The following is a 16,191-nucleotide window of genomic DNA, read 5'->3' as shown; positions in this document are numbered from 1 at the left end:
CTTGACCGATCCGCCCAAGCGGACGGCAGTCAGTCCGCTCCGGCGGGGTCCAGTTTTTGGATCAGGCGGTGGAAGGGGGTGTCGAACCCGGGCTCGTACTGGTCGGGATGGGCGCGCACGAAAGCGACGACCTGTCGGTAATAGTGCGCGGCTTGCCTCGTATCGCCACGGGCCTCGTAGACCATCCCCAATCGATCGTAGCCGTCGTGGACGTCCGGGAAGCGCACGAGGAGATCCCGTGCCGCCTGTTCGGCTTCGTCGAGCCGGCCGTCGTGGACCAGGTCGATGACCGCGTTGGAGGCCGAGGTAAGCTCATCGTCATCCTCATCCCCGAAAAAGGCGTCACGGACATCGCCTGGGGCGCGATCGCGGCGCGGGGCGGCGGCGAGGCGATCGGCGACGGCCTGGGCCAGGACGGCGCTCTCGGCGTCCTGATCCTTCGCAAGGCAGCAGTGCTTGTATTTGTGTCCGCTGCCGCAGGGGCACGGGGTGTTGCGTCCGATCTTCATCTTGGTCATCTTGGATGCCCGTTCTACCAAGAGGGAGCGAGAACATGGAGCACACGATCCAGGGCCTTATGGGCGATCCCCGGTTTTACGAGTTGCTGCTCGACTTTGACCGGCAGATGGCCTGCGCCGCGCATGCGCAGCGCTGCCAGAAGTGCGGGGCGGTGCGGCACTGGGGGTCGTACGACCGCAAGCCGCGCGGCGCACCGGTCGATCTCGGTCCGGAGCATCGGCGGCGCTTTAGCCTGTGCTGTGCGGCGGACGGCTGCCGGACACGCGCGACGCCCGGGTCCCTGCGCTTTTTGGGGCGCAAGGTGTTCTTCGGGACCCTGGTGGTGCTGATCACGGCGATGCAAAGCGGGTCCACCCCCGCCCGCCTGAAGCACTTGCGGGAACGGGTCGGCGTGAGCGCGCGGACCGTGGCGCGCTGGCGCGACTGGTGGCGGCGCGTGTTTGCCGAGAGCCCGTTCTGGCGGGCGCACCGTGCGCTCACGCCGGCGGCGGACAGCGCGGATCTGCCGGCTTCGCTGTGGTCATGCTTTGACGGTCCGATCGAACAGCAACTGCTATCGCTCCTGCGCTTCTTGGTCCCGATTACGACCGGGCGCGGGATTTTGCAGGCCATCTGACGGGGGTATCGGGTCCGCAAAAGACGCAGATCGCAACACCGCGAGCCGTGATGTACGGTGCATCCTGACCGAAGAGGCGGGGGTGCGTACCGTGAAGAACGCCGATCATCGATCCCACCATGAGCGCTGGGCGTATCTGCGCTTTTCCGTGGTGGGCCAACTGTTGGCGGCGCCGCCGCCGAAGGGCGCGCTGCGCGCCGAGCTCGAGCGACTCGCAGCGCGCGAGTGGCAGCATCCGATCACGGGGTTGCCGGTGCGCTTTGGGGTCTCGACGCTGGAACGGTGGCTCCACAAGGCCCGCAAGGAGAAGCGCGATCCGGTGGGCGTGCTGCGGCGCAAGGTCCGCACCGACGCCGGCACCCAGGACGCGATGACCCTGGCGATCCGCGAGGCGCTGCGCGCCCAGTATGCCGGCCACATGAGCTGGAGTGTGGCGCTTCACCACGAGAATTTACGCGCACTCGCCGAGCAGCGGCCCGAGATCGGCCCGGTGCCGTCCTATGCGACCATCCGCCGGTTCCTGAAGGCGCAAGGCCTCCCCAGCCGGCGACTGAGCGCGCGACGCACCGCAGGCGTGCTGCGCGCGGAGGTGCGTCTGATGCAGCGGGAGGTGCGCAGTTACGAAGGGATTAAGACTCCTGCCCGTCGATTGCTTCCACAGCTATGCTCAATTGAACGATTGACCTGATGGTAACTACTCACCCCCTTCGGCATTAACGATACGAGATACTTGACAGTATAGGCCCTTGAGGCTACGCTTCCCTCCTAGGTAAGAGACGAGGGGTGGAGGGCGATGGGGGCGTATTTCGGTTCAAAGGCCACATCGGGATTATGTCAGGCGATCATCGCTCTTATGCCGCCCCACGACACCTATATCGAGACCCATCTCGGCGGCGGGGCGATCATGAAGCGTAAGGCCCCGGCGGCGCGTCATATCGGCATTGATCGCGATGAGCGGACGCTGGAGCAGTTCGCGTGCGACACCCCGGTGGAATTGGTGCATGGCTGCGCCCATCAATTCCTGGCCAACTTTGCCTATCAGGGCCGGGAGCTTATCTACTGCGACCCGCCCTATCTACACGCGACCCGCACTTCCAAGCGGCGCTACCGCTACGACTATGAAGAATCCGATCACATCGCGCTGCTCACCTTATTGAAGACTCTCCCGTGTGCCGTGATCCTCTCCGGCTACCCCTCGGCGCTTTATGACGAGTCGTTGCCGGGGTGGCAGAGCCTGGAGCTTCAGGTGATGAACCAGGGCGGGGTGCGCACCGAGAAGCTGTGGTTCAACTTCGTGCCCGATCGGGTGCATTGGGTGCGCTATGCCGGGAAGAACCACACCCACCGCCAGATGATCAAGCGCAAGGCCGCAAACTGGGGGCGGCGCTATCGGGATTTGCCCCCAGGCGAGCGCCTGGCGGTGCTCGCGGCCCTCTTGGCCGTCGAGGCCGGCGAGTAGTCGCCCCGGCCCCATGGCAAGCGTCAACAGACAATCCCTGCGCGAAGAGTTCGAGGCCCTCAAGGGCCGCTTTGGGCAATTGTCCGCCGACGGCAAGATTACGACGGAAAGTCGCGCTTTGTTCGAGGCGCTGTTGATGCTGCTTCAGCTGCTGATGGCGATCTTCCTAGAGAAGACCACCCTGAAGACCAGCGCCAACTCCAGCAAGCCGTCCTCGCAAACCCCCAAAGACGAGAGCGCACTCCCTCATACGGGCACCCATACCAAGGGCCGGGCCACCGACCCGAGCCGCTCGGGCAATACCCGCACGGTCGAGACCGTTACGGTCTCCCAGGTCCGGTTCTGCGAAGAGTGTGGCGAGGATCTGGCCAAGGTCCCCTGCGAGAGCTATGAACGACGCACCCAGATCGACATCGTCTTCGAGAAGGTCCTGACGCACGTGGATGCCGAGATCAAGTCGTGCCCGCATTGCGAGACCGAGACCCGCGGGGCGTTCCCCGAGGCGTTCGCGGGGCCCGTGCAGTATGGCGCGGGTATCAAGGCCTATGTCCTGAACCTCGTGATCGCCCAAATGATTGCCTTAAAGCGCGCCCAGCAGTCGATCCAGAGCCTGATTGGCCTTATGCTCTCCGAGGCCACGATCTTGAAGTACGTGAGGCAACTGCACCAAGCGCTCGCGCGTTGGGAGCAAAGCGCCATCGAGCGGCTCCTGACGCTGCCCGCGATGCATGTCGATGAGACCTCGTTACGGGTCGATAAGAGAAACCACTGGATTCACGTCTGCTCGGGCGGCGACACCACGTGTAAGTTCGTCCATGAGAAGCGCGGTCTGGAGGCCATGACCGCCATCGGCATCATCCCGCGCTATGGCGGGGTCCTCATCCACGACTGCTGGGCGTCTTATCTGTCTTATGACCACTGCGGCCATGGCCTGTGTGGGGCGCATCTCCTGCGCGAACTGGCCTTCATCTATGAGTCCAACGGTTACGCCTGGGCGAGGAACATGAGGCGGCTCCTGCGGCAGACCTGCCACCGTGTCTCCCAGCGCCAGCGCAAACGGCTCACCCCACGCGAGTACGACGCCCTGCAGAAGCGCTACCGCAATATCCTCACCCGCGGCGCGCAAGAACTGCCGCCCATCCCGGCCCGGCCCAACGGCCAACGCGGTCGCATCGCCAAGTCCGACGCTCACAACCTCTGGGAGCGACTGAAGGAGCACGAAACCGCCGTGCTGCTATTCGCCCGCGACGCGAACGTCCCGTTCACGAATAACCGCGCCGAACGCGATCTGCGCATGAGCAAGGTCAAACAAAAGGTCTCTGGCTGCTTCCGCAAGGTCGAGTACGCCGAAGCTTACTGCCGCATCTCTAGCTATCTACAGACCATGGCCAACCGCGGATACAATCCGCTCGTCGCCATTCAGATGGCCCTTTCCGGGGAGCTTTACGCGGAACCGGGTGAGTAGTTACATCCCTTCTTCATCAGGTCAATCGTTCAATTCAATCCCAGGTCGTCCCGCGGATAAAGCCCGCGTCTTAATCCCTTCTTCATCAGGTCAATCGTTCAATCGTGGCGGATGCCAATATTGCCGCCGCCCGCGCCGTCTTAATCCCTTCTTCATCAGGTCAATCGTTCAATATATCTAGTGATCGAAGAAAACGTCGCGTCGAGTCTTAATCCCTTCTTCATCAGGTCAATCGTTCAATTTTATGTGAAGTTCAAAGAGAACGTCGCGTCGGTCTTAATCCCTTCTTCATCAGGTCAATCGTTCAATGCCGCCGCCTACGACGCCGCCGCCGCCGAAGACGTCTTAATCCCTTCTTCATCAGGTCAATCGTTCAATGACGCCGCCGCCGACGCCTACGCCGCCGAGCGCGCGTCTTAATCCCTTCTTCATCAGGTCAATCGTTCAATCCGCGGACAAAGCCCGCTTTGCACGGGCATGTGCCGTCTTAATCCCTTCTTCATCAGGTCAATCGTTCAATCGACCCGCAAGAAGCTATTGACAAAATGAGCTTGTCTTAATCCCTTCTTCATCAGGTCAATCGTTCAATGCCGCCTACGCCGCTGCCTACGCCGCGTCTTAATCCCTTCTTCATCAGGTCAATCGTTCAATAACGAATGTTTGCGGCTGAGGGGGGAAAGGAGCGTCTTAATCCCTTCTTCATCAGGTCAATCGTTCAATCGGACCGCGTCGACGATTGTCATCGAGGATGTGGTCTTAATCCCTTCTTCATCAGGTCAATCGTTCAATTTTCAATTTCGGCGCGATACCCGTTATTATACGAGTCTTAATCCCTTCTTCATCAGGTCAATCGTTCAATGGGCGTGATGATGTGGTTCGCGAGGAAGCGGTGTCTTAATCCCTTCTTCATCAGGTCAATCGTTCAATACGGCGCCTTATGATATCACCGTGAATACGCCGGTCTTAATCCCTTCTTCATCAGGTCAATCGTTCAATACGGCGCCTTATGATATCACCGTGAATACGCCGGTCTTAATCCCTTCTTCATCAGGTCAATCGTTCAATACTATGGCTCAGGCAGGCACAATTGAGGCCATGTCTTAATCCCTTCTTCATCAGGTCAATCGTTCAATGCCAACCGCTGTGCGACCCGGGCTCATGAGTACGTCTTAATCCCTTCTTCATCAGGTCAATCGTTCAATACAATCGCGCAGGTCTCCTCGACTTCGCAGAGGTCTTAATCCCTTCTTCATCAGGTCAATCGTTCAATCCGCGCATCCTACGGGCACAGCCGAGGGCTTGGTCTTAATCCCTTCTTCATCAGGTCAATCGTTCAATCACGACCCTCAAGAAATATGGGGTGCCGGACGAGTCTTAATCCCTTCTTCATCAGGTCAATCGTTCAATAGAAATCTTTTCAGAGGAGTCGAAATGACATCCGTCTTAATCCCTTCTTCATCAGGTCAATCGTTCAATGCCGCCGCCCGCGCCGCCGACGCCGCCGGCGCCGTCTTAATCCCTTCTTCATCAGGTCAATCGTTCAATCGCCCGCGCCGACGCCGCCGCCCGCGCCGCCGCGTCTTAATCCCTTCTTCATCAGGTCAATCGTTCAATTTCTCAAATCGACCATGCCTATAACCTCCGGCGTCTTAATCCCTTCTTCATCAGGTCAATCGTTCAATCTCGATTTGGGATGATGGGCACGGCCGAAATAGTCTTAATCCCTTCTTCATCAGGTCAATCGTTCAATCATTTGCGGAGCGCTGTGCGGCGCGGGCAACTGGTCTTAATCCCTTCTTCATCAGGTCAATCGTTCAATCGATCTGCTGGCCGAGATTGAGGCGAATAATGGGTCTTAATCCCTTCTTCATCAGGTCAATCGTTCAATCAGCCGGTCTCCTCGACTTCGCCAACCGCTGCGCGTCTTAATCCCTTCTTCATCAGGTCAATCGTTCAATCTACCTGCCATCTGGAACCGCGATCACCAACAGTCTTAATCCCTTCTTCATCAGGTCAATCGTTCAATTGCCGCTTGGCAGAGTTTCCGCGCGCAGTTCCGTCTTAATCCCTTCTTCATCAGGTCAATCGTTCAATATCCCGGGCGTGCGCGTCTACGCCGAACGCCAGTCTTAATCCCTTCTTCATCAGGTCAATCGTTCAATGTCGCCAATCGACCGACTGGAGCCACAAATGACGTCTTAATCCCTTCTTCATCAGGTCAATCGTTCAATAGCTTGCGGCCTCGGGCTACGGCTCCCGGCTGGGTCTTAATCCCTTCTTCATCAGGTCAATCGTTCAATCACGCCGACCCAGGAGTGCGCCATGCGAGATAGTCTTAATCCCTTCTTCATCAGGTCAATCGTTCAATGCTACTTCTGGGATGCCTTTGATGGAGGATTTGAGTCTTAATCCCTTCTTCATCAGGTCAATCGTTCAATTCGCCGCCTGCGGATGTGGCAGCACTTGTCGGTCTTAATCCCTTCTTCATCAGGTCAATCGTTCAATGGCTCGCAGCTTGCCGCCTCTGGCTATGGCTCGGTCTTAATCCCTTCTTCATCAGGTCAATCGTTCAATGTCCTGAACCTGCGCGAATTCCGCTACGTGCAGGGTCTTAATCCCTTCTTCATCAGGTCAATCGTTCAATCGCGTATCGGTATTTCTCCTTTTTATTCCAGTTGTTATAAATGGCTCTCCCAGGATTTTCGTGTGCATCGCATCTTCCTTGCCAGAAGAGGTCTCCTGGCGTCATTGGGCCCCGCGTCATGCTATACGTACACCGTTGACGCAGCGGCTCGCAGATTATTTAAGCCAAAGAAGCATGATTTGGCAATAGGAGGCCTTCTGGCAAAAATGACGAGCCGATCCCGGATATGTCTAACGACTGAGGCAAAAGGTAAATACGGACATCGTCTCGCCGTGGGTCGATCTGCATTGCCAGGGCATCGTGGACGCGGCGGATGCCATTAGCGCTGGCGTTGGTTGCAAAAATCGAGTACTGAATAGGCACCGCTTCGCCCTTTAGGTAGCGGTGGACACGGTTCAGGCGGCCGGGATCGGCGATATCATAGGCGATGAGCCAGGATCTGCGCGCGTTTAATGCCATTGCTCTAGTCGCTCGGATAAAGTTTTGTGTAACCGCCGCAGTATGCCCAAACAGCGGCCCTGCAAGGCCTCAGCAAACATATGCAAGATGCTCAGCAAGGCGGCATCGGTACCGTATACGCGGTCACCCATCCCGTGAATTTCGAGCCTCAAGACCAGATCCATAAAGCTTGTGATGTCCTGGAGAAGCTCCAGTGCCTCGCCACCGTTAGTCTGATAGCGAGCGCTTACACCGGATCGAACGAGTGTCTCGGCGACAAGGGCAGTAATGGCGCTATGATACATAGGGGGAACGGGGGCAAGGCACGCTGTTCCCTGGTAGATGTGGGCACGCACGAGTTCCCGGTATTCGGATTCAGAGACTTCGTGGCCATGGAGCGCCCGTTGCGTGTACCACTCGCGCAATGCGCGCATACGCTCGGCGCGCAACCAATTCTGATAGCCAGGTCTCCATTGATCCAGGCTGACGTATTCCTGAATGGCGTCATCCAGCCGGGACGGGCGGGGTTGCGCGGGTAGAACGTAGCCGAGAGGCTCCTTGCCCTTTCCTAGGAAGATTATAGGGATTCTGGCCTCCATACACGCACACAGAGCCTTGGAGCTCCATTGAATCGTCTGCCCAGCCACGATGCGGCTGAGACGGGCAAGCGGGTAGCGTAGATCGGTGGCCCTACTCTGGCGCAGCCGGAGGGCAGGACCATCGAGATCCACGTGGCGACTCGCCCCACCAAGCAGATACAGAGGCAGGCGTTTGGTGGCGGCCTCGCGGCGCACGACAGCGAGAGGGGGCGCTGTCATGGCTTTGTTGGAGCCTGTGGTCGCAGACATCTCAACACTCCCCGTCTTCGGAATCGTCGGCCAGAAGCGGCTCACCTTTGTTGCGAAAGAGTCGGGCCAGAACGCGGCTCTGACGGCGCAAGTATCGGCGTAGTGGGCGCACAAAGGCTTCAAAGCCCGGGTAGTAGAACGCGCGGCCCGCCTTAGTAAGCAGGCAGGCATTGTGATCTTTCGCGAAATACTCCACGCGGAGGTTCCGATTGCGGAAGCATTGCCACACCCAGGCATCAAGCTGGGGGCGCAACGGCTCAATGAGATCCGACGCCAAGGATTCGCGCCCGAAGGACGGGCGGTGGTAAAAACCGAGGAGCGGGTCGAGGCCTGCCATGTAACTCGCCCGCACCGCGTCGAAGTGCAAAAGGGTGTAGCCGAGCGAGAGGGCGGCATTCACGGGATCGCGGGGCGGGCGCCGGTTGCGGCCAGCAAAACCTAGGCTGGGCGCAAACACCGCCGAGAAGCCCTGAAAGTACGCATGGGCAGCGGCCCCCTCGAGCCCGCGGATGCGCTCCATAGTTGCTTGATCGCTATCATGGGCCGCCAACGTCGCCACGATGCCGGCCAGGGTTTGCAGGGCGTCGGTAAGCGGCTTGCGGCAATCTGGACGTTCATCAGCGGCGTGACGCAGCACGCGCACCTGACCGCGCAGCTTGGCGAGGACTTGGCGCCGCGCCCAGCGGGCACACCACTGGGTATCGAGGACAAATTGGCCCTGAGCGAGGCGGATCGCCGCGTCGTTGTGTCCGCCACCCAACACTACAGCCACCCTCCGGGCGTGACGCCCCGATAATAAGAGCGTGGCGACATCGGCATCGGCTAGCTTGGTAAGAACTCCGCCGCTGATCTTGATGTCGCCCTGGATGACGACGCGCTCAAGCAGCTTCACCGGTACGCTGCCACGCCGCTCGCCATGCTCGTAGAGGCCCAGGGCGGCCCCATCGGCGCGTAATTCGAGATCGGATCGGTCTAATACGAGGGTCGTCACAAATTACCCCATATAGAAAAAAGGCGGGTCCACGGGTGCCGCCGCTACCCCCAGGGTATAGACTCGCGAACGAGGATCGAGACCGACAAGCAGGAATCGATCCGCCTCTGCTTCAAGCACCTGGGCCATGTCGCATAGGAGCGCCGCCTTCTCGGCGGGGGTCAGGAAACATTCATACGCGGACTTCTGCCCGCCCGTGGCATAGCCCTTGATAAGGTCCAAGGCCGCCCTGAGCCGCGCGGGACTGGTCACATCGTAAGCAGCAAGGTAAAGGTTGCGATCCGTCATGATCACCATCTCCTGGCAACGAAATCAGCATAGCGCGAGACGAGAAGGAGGCTGCGGACCACAAGCTTGCGGTGGCCGGCCGAGGCGTTTCGTAGTACATTTTCTCGGTATGCGGGGACACCACGATGAATGAGCCGACTCGACGACTCGTGACCTATGGCGACATTCTGGCCCTGCCAGAGGGCGTGGTGGGCGAGGTCTTGAGCGGCGCCCTCTACACCCACCCGCGACCCGCGCCGCGGCATGCGCGCGCCTACTCGGCCCTGGGTGGCAACCTGGGCGGGCTCTATGACTGGGGCTCCGACGGCCCGGGAGGCTGGTGGATCTTAGACGAGCCCGAGTTGCACCTGGGTAGCGACGTGATCGTTCCCGATCTTGCGGGCTGGGAACGCAGTCACCTGCCAGCGCTACCGGAAACGGCGTGGTTTGAGTTGGCGCCGGACTGGGCCTGCGAGATCCTCTCGCCTTCCACGGCCCGCATCGACCGGACCCTGAAGATGGCCCTCTACGCCCGCGAGGCCGTGGCACACTTGTGGCTCGTGGATCCGGATGCGCGCACGCTGGAGGCCTATCGTCTACACGAGGGCCACTGGCTGCTACTCACGACCCTCAAAGATGACGACATGGTCCGCCAGCCGCCATTCGATACCATGAGCTTCCCGTTGGCGAGCCTTTGGGTATAGTGATAAGCTTGGACACAGGCTTGACAGGCTTGCGCACCCCGTGTGGTCAGCGTTCCTATATACACGAGATCAAACGCCATCCTCATGGGATGGCAGGCGACCTTGCCGGATGGCATCGAGCAGGCGCTTTAATAGTTCATACATGACCAGCTCATTGAGCAGCGCCCGCTGCACCTCGGCCGTACTTCCCCGCGTACCGTGGGCCACTTCGTTCCGTAAATGCTTAAGCAGCTTATAATCCTGATATTCGGGCAGACCTTCAGACTGCTTCTCATAGACTTTACGCGCCCCCTCTCGCTCCTCGAAGCTCTCGATCTTGGCGCTCTGGATCTGACATACGCGCGTGATGACCGCCTCATAGGCATAGAGGGTCGCGCGCAGATAGTCGCGACGCTCGAGTGCATGAGTGGCGAGCGCGAGCTGTTTTTCGAATTGGCGGTCTTCATCCACCCACTGCAGGCGCCTCTGGATTGTCGGCAGTAACGGGGCGACATCCGGCGCAAGCCCAGGGGCCTCGGTCTCAAGTGCCCGCAACGCCTGGCGCAGCTGTCCAGTCGCTTGCCCGACATTGAGAAGGTTCTCGTAGTAACTGGCCTTCTTCAGGGCCTCGACAACCTGAGGCGATGCGCCGCTTTGCTCCAGCAACGGCATAAAGACGCCGTAGTCGCCATCCTTATCGAAGCTCGAGAGCGCCTGTAGGCTGTCGGCAATGCGCATGATCCCCGCCAAGTTGTGTGCCTGGCCGCGACCCGTGTCACAATCGTAAGCGCCATACCAGATGCCGGCAATCGTGGCACGCTTGGTGATGCGGATATAGAGGGCGGAGAGCAGCGCAAGCATGGGCAGATGGCGAAGACCGTGGGTCACGTCAAGATGAACGATATCCGTTTCGAACACATCCGCCGCCATCTGTACCAGCAGATCGGCCGCCACCCCATCGTACGCATAGGGGACAATGCCAAGTCGAACACGGCAGTTCAGGTGAGCCGCAAGGGCGGGTGCAAGTTCGTCAAGTTGATGCTGGGTGACACGCTGTGCGTCGACGGCGCCCATCAGCGCCTCCCGCTGGTGTTCGGCGGCGGCACCGAGATTGAAATCCCCTTCGAACAGGTGGTCCCACATGCTGCCGATCGTTCCCAGGATGACAATGTTTTGGGGCTTGATCTGCCGCTGCAGCGCCCATCCAAAAAAGGCGAACTCATCAGCGGACTGGCCATCTCCGAAGTCGTAGCGCGTTTTACGGTAGCCATGGTCATCCCGCGGCACGCGCCCGAGGAAGGTGATGAGGGTGGTACGGTCAGTCGTCATCGGCTGGTCTCCTGTAAGGTGAGGCGTGTCTGGTCACACAAAACGGCGGCCGCTTTGATCGATATGACGGAGAATGGGTGGGCGTCCTTCCTCGCGCTCGTTGCCGAAAAAAACACTAGCCCGCCCCTTAGCCGCGAAATCGGTCTTGGGCCGGGTGATTCGCGGCAAGGCCTCGGTCCAGATCGGTAGAAGACCCCCTGGATAGCTCTTGGGCTCCGGCCATAGACTCTCGTCGTAACGCTGTAGCCAGAGGAAGGTCTGAGTGTCGCGCGCTATGATCTCGGTAAACGCGGCCCCAGCCTCGCTCCTAAGCTCCGCGTTTTGCATTGTGGCGGACACGATCTTCAACACCCCTCCGTGTCGGCGGCATCGGCTTCCAGGCGCCGGCGGTTCGGAGTACAGCCTTGCACCAACGGATCACGGGGCGCGCCGCGCGCCCTTTGTCGGAAGCGCAGCTCTTCCCGGAACTTGACGAGGTAACGGACTGAGATCACTACATCGACATCGTAAGGCGCTGTAAGAAAATAAAGGTCTCAACTACCCTTTATGTGCGGCTTGATGGTGTAGTTCCATTCGCCATGAAACGTGTTGCGCTCCAAATTGACGCGCTCCATCTGCGCCTGGGTGATTTCGCGCCCGACGGGGTATTTGCGGCGATCCAATCGGCAGGTGACTTTCAATCCCTTTGCTGTGGTGGTCTTGGCGATGAGGTTGACGATCGTTTCGTAGTCCCGTAAGGGTTCTCCGCGCCAGTTAGACGAGATAAAGGAAAACAACCGATGCTCGATCGTTTCGTAGTCCCGTAAGGGTTCTCCGCGCCAGTTAGACGAGATAAAGGAAAACAACCGATGCTCGATCTTGTTCCATTTGCTCGTGCCGGGAGGGAAGTGGCACACGGCCACGGACAGTCCGGTCTGATCGGCGAATTTCTGCAATTCCAGCTTCCACAGCCGTAGCCGCCATCCGTTGCTTCCGCCGCCATCGGCCGTGATCAGGATTGTCTTCGCCCCCGCATACAGGCGCCGGCCCTCCTGGCGCCACCACCCGCGGATGGAGGCGACGGCAAATTCCCCGGTGTCATGATCGGTCCCCACGTTGACAAAACCGGCATTGCGGCCGATGTCGTAAATACCATAAGGATAGGCGCGGGGGACTTCGGGACCGGGGAAGTCGTGACCTTGCACGGGTTTTGGCCGTTTCGCCGGGAGCCATTGTTGGCCCGGGTTATCATAGTTTCCTATGAGCTCCTTTTTCTTGGTGTCCACTGAGATTCCTATGAGCTCCTTTTTCTTGGTGTCCACTGAGATCACGGGCGTGCCCTGTCTCAGGCATTTCTTGACGGCGGCATTGATGTAGCGAAACTGGGCATCGCGATCCGGATGATCGGCCCCCTCTTCGGTCTTGCGATTGCTCTGCAGGCTGTAGTGGAGGTCGTGAAGGACCTGTGCGACCGTCATGTGACTGATCGGGTGATCTTGCTGGCTCAGTTCTTGGGCAATCGCCCGCGTGCTCTTACAGATCCATCGCAGGGCCGACTCGGGGTCCCCGCGCGTTTGCGCATCGATCAACCCTTCGAGGCGGGGCACGAGACCGGGATCGATTTGTGTGAGGGACTTGCGGCCCGCCCCCGCTCGCCGGACGCGGCCCACCAGCGGCTGATCCCCTCCCTGGATTTCGCGGATACCCTTGGCGATCGCTTTCCGTGACAAGCCGCAGGCGTGGTGCACAAGAGAGACGCCCCCATACCCCAGGCTCAGCGCTTCATTGGCCGCCAGGAGGCGGCGTGTGCGCTCGTCCAAATGCGACCACACAGACCGAAACTTCCGTTTCAATTCCGGCACCGTACTCATGCTTGCGCAGGATACCGCAATGGCCCCGAGAATGATACCTTTATTTACTTACACTGCCTAAACCGTCGCGGACGACCGATCGGCGGCAACAGCAACGTGCATTTTTTGCACATTGCTTTTCCGGGCGAGGTTCCCGTCCTGGAATAACGTCTTATGCGGCGGCTGATCACAGTGCGGTCACGGCCAAAGACCTGGCCCCTCTGTTCCTGCGTCAGCCAAACGGTCTCATGTTCCGCGTGGATACCGACGCCGCCGTCCTGATACCAGTAAATAAGGACTGCACTCATGGCACCAGCTCTCTCTTCGGCAATCGGATAACCACTGTTTCTCGCATCTCTTTAAATTTAAGCACATGCGCCGCTCTTCCGCGTCCTGCGCGCGCCGATCCCCGCGTGACGACGGAATGCCGGTCACTCGGTGGCGCAGCACACATAATGACGCCTCTCCACTGCTCGCGCGCGTACTCAGTGCAGCTGCAACACATGCCTCGGAATCGTGACCTCCGAGGGCTCCCCACATCCTCAAGACTCAGCCAAACCCAGCAAAAGCCACATATTGCCATTGGGCCTGACACGTGCCGGAACATCCGACAGTTTTTTGTTTTTCCGCAGCTTTCTGGCGCGCTCCTCATCGAGCTTCGAGAGCAGCTTTTCCGCATCCTGCCCCTTGAGCCCGGCCGTCACCTTGCCCTCAAAACTTGCCTTTATCTCGCCCGATCCCGGATTGTAGGTTAATGTTGCGGATTGCCAAATGACTTCAGCCGCCTCAGCCTTCGCCTTGCCTTGCGACAAGGTGTCCGTGCCCCCCACCTCACTCATGACCCCATAACCCACCGCTGTCTTGGCGCCAAAACCAAGCCATTCGAAAGCATGCTCGAAGACCCCGGCCATAAGGGCCTTCCACCGAGGGGTATCAGAATCCCAGGGAGTTTGTAGGAGCTCGGGCGCAAGGCGGGAAAGACGCGATGTGTCGCAAGTGACGAAGAACGTAAAACCAGAACCCGGCGGCACCGTGAGGAAGGTGATGGGAGTGGGCTGGCCGGAGTCATGGGGGCTCATGCTACTGCCCCTCTTGCGATCACTTTTTTGCTGATAGTAATGCGACTGGTGCGGTGTCATGATTTCGACCATCAGGCTGTCGCCCTTGATCTGGGGGACCACATCCCAGACGCTAAGCGCGCCGCGCAGATGTTCATGGTCGCCGTCCTGGGACTCGAGACCGAACATAATGTCAATGCGGGAAATGTGGGTTCGATCCTCCCCTGGATCAAGCGGGTCGGCCTTGTCCTCGCTCCAGCCGCACGTGTCACCCCAGTCTCCGGAAGCCAGTTCTCGGGCCGCTTGGCGTAGGACGCCCTTGACCCCACTACCAGGAAGATAGGGCAAACCGTAGGGGCTCAAAAAAGCGAAGCCGTTTTCCAGTGGGTGTTCGTTGCCCAGGCCCGTGGTGAACGGTGCGACGGCGTGGGCATCGAAGCGGAGCAACTGTTCATTCGCGACCGTCGCCGCCAACGCGGACTGGCGCTCGGCAAGGGCCCGCATCGCGCGCTTGTCCGCGTCGTTCAAGCGTCCGGCACCTTTCAGGGCAAAACACTTATTTTCGTGTGGGACTTCGCGTTCCTGCCGTTGCTGGCCACGCTCCTCATAAGCAATGTCGTGTGTTTCCCAAAGCACGTCGTTCGTGCGCTGGTTAACGCCCCAGAGGTTGAGGTACATCCCAAACCTGAGCCCGGGCGAGGCGTCGCTGAATTCTTGCCCCAGATACTTGGGTACGGCCGCGATCGGCATGGTACTAGCCTCCCTTGTCTGCATTGCGCGCGGGCGCCATCTGCCGCATCCATCGCAACCAGGCGAAGGCTTCGGCGGTTATGGCTTGATAATCAGCAGGCTTGGCATTCAGCAATGCCTGCATGAACGGTTCGAAATCGACGGCGCGAGCCGTGCCTTCGAAGCGCTTTGCAAGCCAGGCGCGTAGATGTTGCGCGACCTTTTCGTTCGCGCCCTTTTTTCCATGACAAAACGCCAGCACCTGCATAAGTCCGCTATTCATAATGAGTGCCGGCAAACCCTTGACGATGTTGACGTCCTCCTTGGTATAATCGCCGCACCGGCTCCACGCGTCCTGCGCACGTTGCTGTTCCAGAGTGGGTTTACTCATGACCTCAGCCCTCCACGACCTTGGCCACCACCAAGCCACGCCCAGTGGTCGCGTCGCCACCGATTTGCAAAAGCTTGCCGTCGATCACGTTCCGGATCTTGGCCATCACGCTCTCCGCTGGCTCCTCATCTTTCCCGGTACGCGTTTTACTCGCCAGGATCGGCGCGATCATCAACGATTCCGGCGGTAGATTCTCGGTGTAGAACAAGCCGCCATCTTTGGCCGTTCCCGTCTTTTCCTCGATGCGCACATGCGGCTCGACCAGCATGGCGTTCTGCGCAAAATAGGAGAAATCGGAATTCGAGAGGACGACGAGGTCGCTTTTTAGCTTGTCTACGAAAAAGGCATGAGCATTACCCGCCGGTAGTGCCTTCGCTGCGAGGTCTTCCGATATCCTAGACACGGCCTGCGAAGCCTTCTCGGTATACTCAAAGACCTCTAAATGCAGCTTATCGCCGGTAAGGAGCATCCGATTTGCCAACAGACACTCGCCCTCGACTAGCTTGGGCAAAACTGGCCAGTCGGTCTGGATGCCCACCAGCGCCATCAGTCGCTGCGTGCGCGAGAGTGCCTGGGGAGAGGTGGCGTAGACGTACCCACCTTTAAGTGAGCGCACCGGCAAGGCCACGAGTTGGGCGTCGCCGAAACTGACGGCGCCCGCGTGCAGATCACCGCTCCCCGCATCCGGCCCGAAAAGTGCCTTGATGATCTCTTTCAGGGGCTTATCGTGATTTGTACCCCTTGCCAGGACCTCGAACCCATGTCGCACCGCGCCCTTGATGCCCGAACCCGCGAAGCAGGGGTGGGTGGTATGACGTTCACGCTGGATGGGGTTGTCGATGACACCCACCGCTTGGCCTGCGCCCATATGGACGGGGCTGACCGCGTAGAGAAATACTGCTGCGTGTTTTTCGAACATGGCACC

The 16,191-nt window shown here is 59.4% G+C and carries 14 protein-coding genes, 1 pseudogene and 1 CRISPR repeat array; of the genes and pseudogenes, 5 read left to right on the top strand and 10 right to left on the bottom strand.

All coding sequences use genetic code 11. The features are described from left to right. Positions 1 to 29 precede the first annotated feature (29 nt). Complete coding sequence (locus C4901_RS17845) at positions 30 to 509, bottom strand: SEC-C metal-binding domain-containing protein (RefSeq protein WP_205736133.1); 480 nt, start codon at positions 507 to 509, stop codon at positions 30 to 32. 44 nt (positions 510 to 553) lie between these two features. On the opposite strand from C4901_RS17845, the gene C4901_RS02110 reads away from it, so the two are divergent. The 4 genes and pseudogenes from C4901_RS02110 to C4901_RS19070 all read left to right on the top strand — a co-directional run. After that, positions 554 to 1,135: a hypothetical protein gene (locus C4901_RS02110; RefSeq protein ID WP_110135928.1), complete on the top strand. Its 582-nt coding sequence runs from the start codon at positions 554 to 556 to the stop codon at positions 1,133 to 1,135. 82 nt (positions 1,136 to 1,217) lie between these two features. Continuing rightward, on the top strand, positions 1,218 to 1,823 hold the full coding sequence (locus C4901_RS02105; protein ID WP_110135927.1) for a hypothetical protein: 606 nt from the start codon (positions 1,218 to 1,220) through the stop codon (positions 1,821 to 1,823). A 105-nt stretch (positions 1,824 to 1,928) separates the two neighbouring features. Beyond that, positions 1,929 to 2,594, top strand: coding sequence for a DNA adenine methylase (locus C4901_RS02100; RefSeq protein ID WP_110135926.1), 666 nt, complete (start codon positions 1,929 to 1,931; stop codon positions 2,592 to 2,594). A gap of 13 nt (positions 2,595 to 2,607) precedes the next feature. Beyond that, positions 2,608 to 3,969, top strand: a pseudogene (locus tag C4901_RS19070) (IS66 family transposase); the annotation flags it as partial. An 88-nt stretch (positions 3,970 to 4,057) separates the two neighbouring features. Continuing rightward, a CRISPR array of direct repeats spans positions 4,058 to 6,703; the repeat unit is 36 nt; unit sequence GTCTTAATCCCTTCTTCATCAGGTCAATCGTTCAAT. 159 nt (positions 6,704 to 6,862) lie between these two features. Here C4901_RS19070 and cas2 read toward each other — a convergent pair. Genes cas2 through C4901_RS02075 form a run of 4 tightly spaced genes read right to left on the bottom strand, consistent with a single transcriptional unit; the run spans position 6,863 to position 9,268 of the window. After that, positions 6,863 to 7,162: a CRISPR-associated endonuclease Cas2 gene (cas2, locus tag C4901_RS02090; protein WP_110135925.1), complete on the bottom strand. Its 300-nt coding sequence runs from the start codon at positions 7,160 to 7,162 to the stop codon at positions 6,863 to 6,865. Continuing rightward, positions 7,153 to 7,959, bottom strand: coding sequence for a CRISPR-associated endonuclease Cas1 (locus C4901_RS02085; protein WP_168185493.1), 807 nt, complete (start codon positions 7,957 to 7,959; stop codon positions 7,153 to 7,155). The genes cas2 and C4901_RS02085 overlap by 10 nt, the downstream gene beginning before the upstream one ends. Before the next feature lie 31 nt (positions 7,960 to 7,990). Next, positions 7,991 to 8,980, bottom strand: coding sequence for a CRISPR-associated endonuclease Cas1 (cas1, locus tag C4901_RS02080; RefSeq protein WP_110135923.1), 990 nt, complete (start codon positions 8,978 to 8,980; stop codon positions 7,991 to 7,993). Positions 8,981 to 8,983: 3 nt separating this feature from the next. Further along, positions 8,984 to 9,268 (bottom strand): CRISPR-associated endonuclease Cas2, encoded by a 285-nt coding sequence (locus C4901_RS02075; protein WP_110138477.1) that lies wholly within the window; start codon positions 9,266 to 9,268, stop codon positions 8,984 to 8,986. A gap of 125 nt (positions 9,269 to 9,393) precedes the next feature. On the opposite strand from C4901_RS02075, the gene C4901_RS02070 reads away from it, so the two are divergent. Further along, entirely contained in the window at positions 9,394 to 9,951 is a 558-nt protein-coding gene (locus tag C4901_RS02070; protein ID WP_110135922.1) for a Uma2 family endonuclease, read from the top strand. Between the two features lie 69 nt (positions 9,952 to 10,020). On the opposite strand, the gene csx2 is transcribed toward C4901_RS02070, so the two are convergent. From csx2 to cmr4, 5 genes are all read right to left on the bottom strand, one after another. Beyond that, complete coding sequence (csx2, locus tag C4901_RS02065) at positions 10,021 to 11,259, bottom strand: TIGR02221 family CRISPR-associated protein (RefSeq protein ID WP_110135921.1); 1,239 nt, start codon at positions 11,257 to 11,259, stop codon at positions 10,021 to 10,023. Between the two features lie 533 nt (positions 11,260 to 11,792). Continuing rightward, the gene (locus tag C4901_RS02055; protein WP_110135919.1) at positions 11,793 to 13,109 is read right to left on the bottom strand and encodes an ISAzo13 family transposase; all 1,317 of its coding nucleotides are present in this window, start codon (positions 13,107 to 13,109) and stop codon (positions 11,793 to 11,795) included. Between the two features lie 521 nt (positions 13,110 to 13,630). Continuing rightward, positions 13,631 to 14,896: a type III-B CRISPR module RAMP protein Cmr6 gene (gene cmr6, locus C4901_RS02045; RefSeq protein ID WP_168185492.1), complete on the bottom strand. Its 1,266-nt coding sequence runs from the start codon at positions 14,894 to 14,896 to the stop codon at positions 13,631 to 13,633. A gap of 4 nt (positions 14,897 to 14,900) precedes the next feature. Then, positions 14,901 to 15,266 (bottom strand): type III-B CRISPR module-associated protein Cmr5, encoded by a 366-nt coding sequence (gene cmr5, locus C4901_RS02040; protein WP_110135917.1) that lies wholly within the window; start codon positions 15,264 to 15,266, stop codon positions 14,901 to 14,903. Positions 15,267 to 15,270: 4 nt separating this feature from the next. Then, complete coding sequence (cmr4, locus tag C4901_RS02035) at positions 15,271 to 16,185, bottom strand: type III-B CRISPR module RAMP protein Cmr4 (protein ID WP_110135916.1); 915 nt, start codon at positions 16,183 to 16,185, stop codon at positions 15,271 to 15,273. Positions 16,186 to 16,191 lie beyond the last annotated feature (6 nt).

It is taken from the genome of Acidiferrobacter sp. SPIII_3 (assembly GCF_003184265.1).
Classification (GTDB): Bacteria; Pseudomonadota; Gammaproteobacteria; order Acidiferrobacterales; family Acidiferrobacteraceae; genus Acidiferrobacter.
The sequence above is the reverse complement of the archived record's forward strand: the minus strand, read 5'-3'. Positions and strand labels throughout refer to the sequence as shown.

Coding starts and splice junctions, on each gene's coding strand:
- cmr6 (WP_168185492.1), bottom strand. CDS start 14,896: ATGCCGATCGCGGCCGTACCCAAGTATCTGGGGCAAGAATTCAGCGAC.
- C4901_RS02110 (WP_110135928.1), top strand. CDS start 554: ATGGAGCACACGATCCAGGGCCTTATGGGCGATCCCCGGTTTTACGAG.
- csx2 (WP_110135921.1), bottom strand. CDS start 11,259: ATGACGACTGACCGTACCACCCTCATCACCTTCCTCGGGCGCGTGCCG.
- C4901_RS17845 (WP_205736133.1), bottom strand. CDS start 509: ATGAAGATCGGACGCAACACCCCGTGCCCCTGCGGCAGCGGACACAAA.
- cmr4 (WP_110135916.1), bottom strand. CDS start 16,185: ATGTTCGAAAAACACGCAGCAGTATTTCTCTACGCGGTCAGCCCCGTC.
- C4901_RS02055 (WP_110135919.1), bottom strand. CDS start 13,109: ATGAGTACGGTGCCGGAATTGAAACGGAAGTTTCGGTCTGTGTGGTCG.
- C4901_RS02100 (WP_110135926.1), top strand. CDS start 1,929: ATGGGGGCGTATTTCGGTTCAAAGGCCACATCGGGATTATGTCAGGCG.
- cmr5 (WP_110135917.1), bottom strand. CDS start 15,266: ATGAGTAAACCCACTCTGGAACAGCAACGTGCGCAGGACGCGTGGAGC.
- C4901_RS02075 (WP_110138477.1), bottom strand. CDS start 9,268: ATGACGGATCGCAACCTTTACCTTGCTGCTTACGATGTGACCAGTCCC.
- cas2 (WP_110135925.1), bottom strand. CDS start 7,162: ATGGCATTAAACGCGCGCAGATCCTGGCTCATCGCCTATGATATCGCC.
- C4901_RS02070 (WP_110135922.1), top strand. CDS start 9,394: ATGAATGAGCCGACTCGACGACTCGTGACCTATGGCGACATTCTGGCC.
- C4901_RS02085 (WP_168185493.1), bottom strand. CDS start 7,959: ATGACAGCGCCCCCTCTCGCTGTCGTGCGCCGCGAGGCCGCCACCAAA.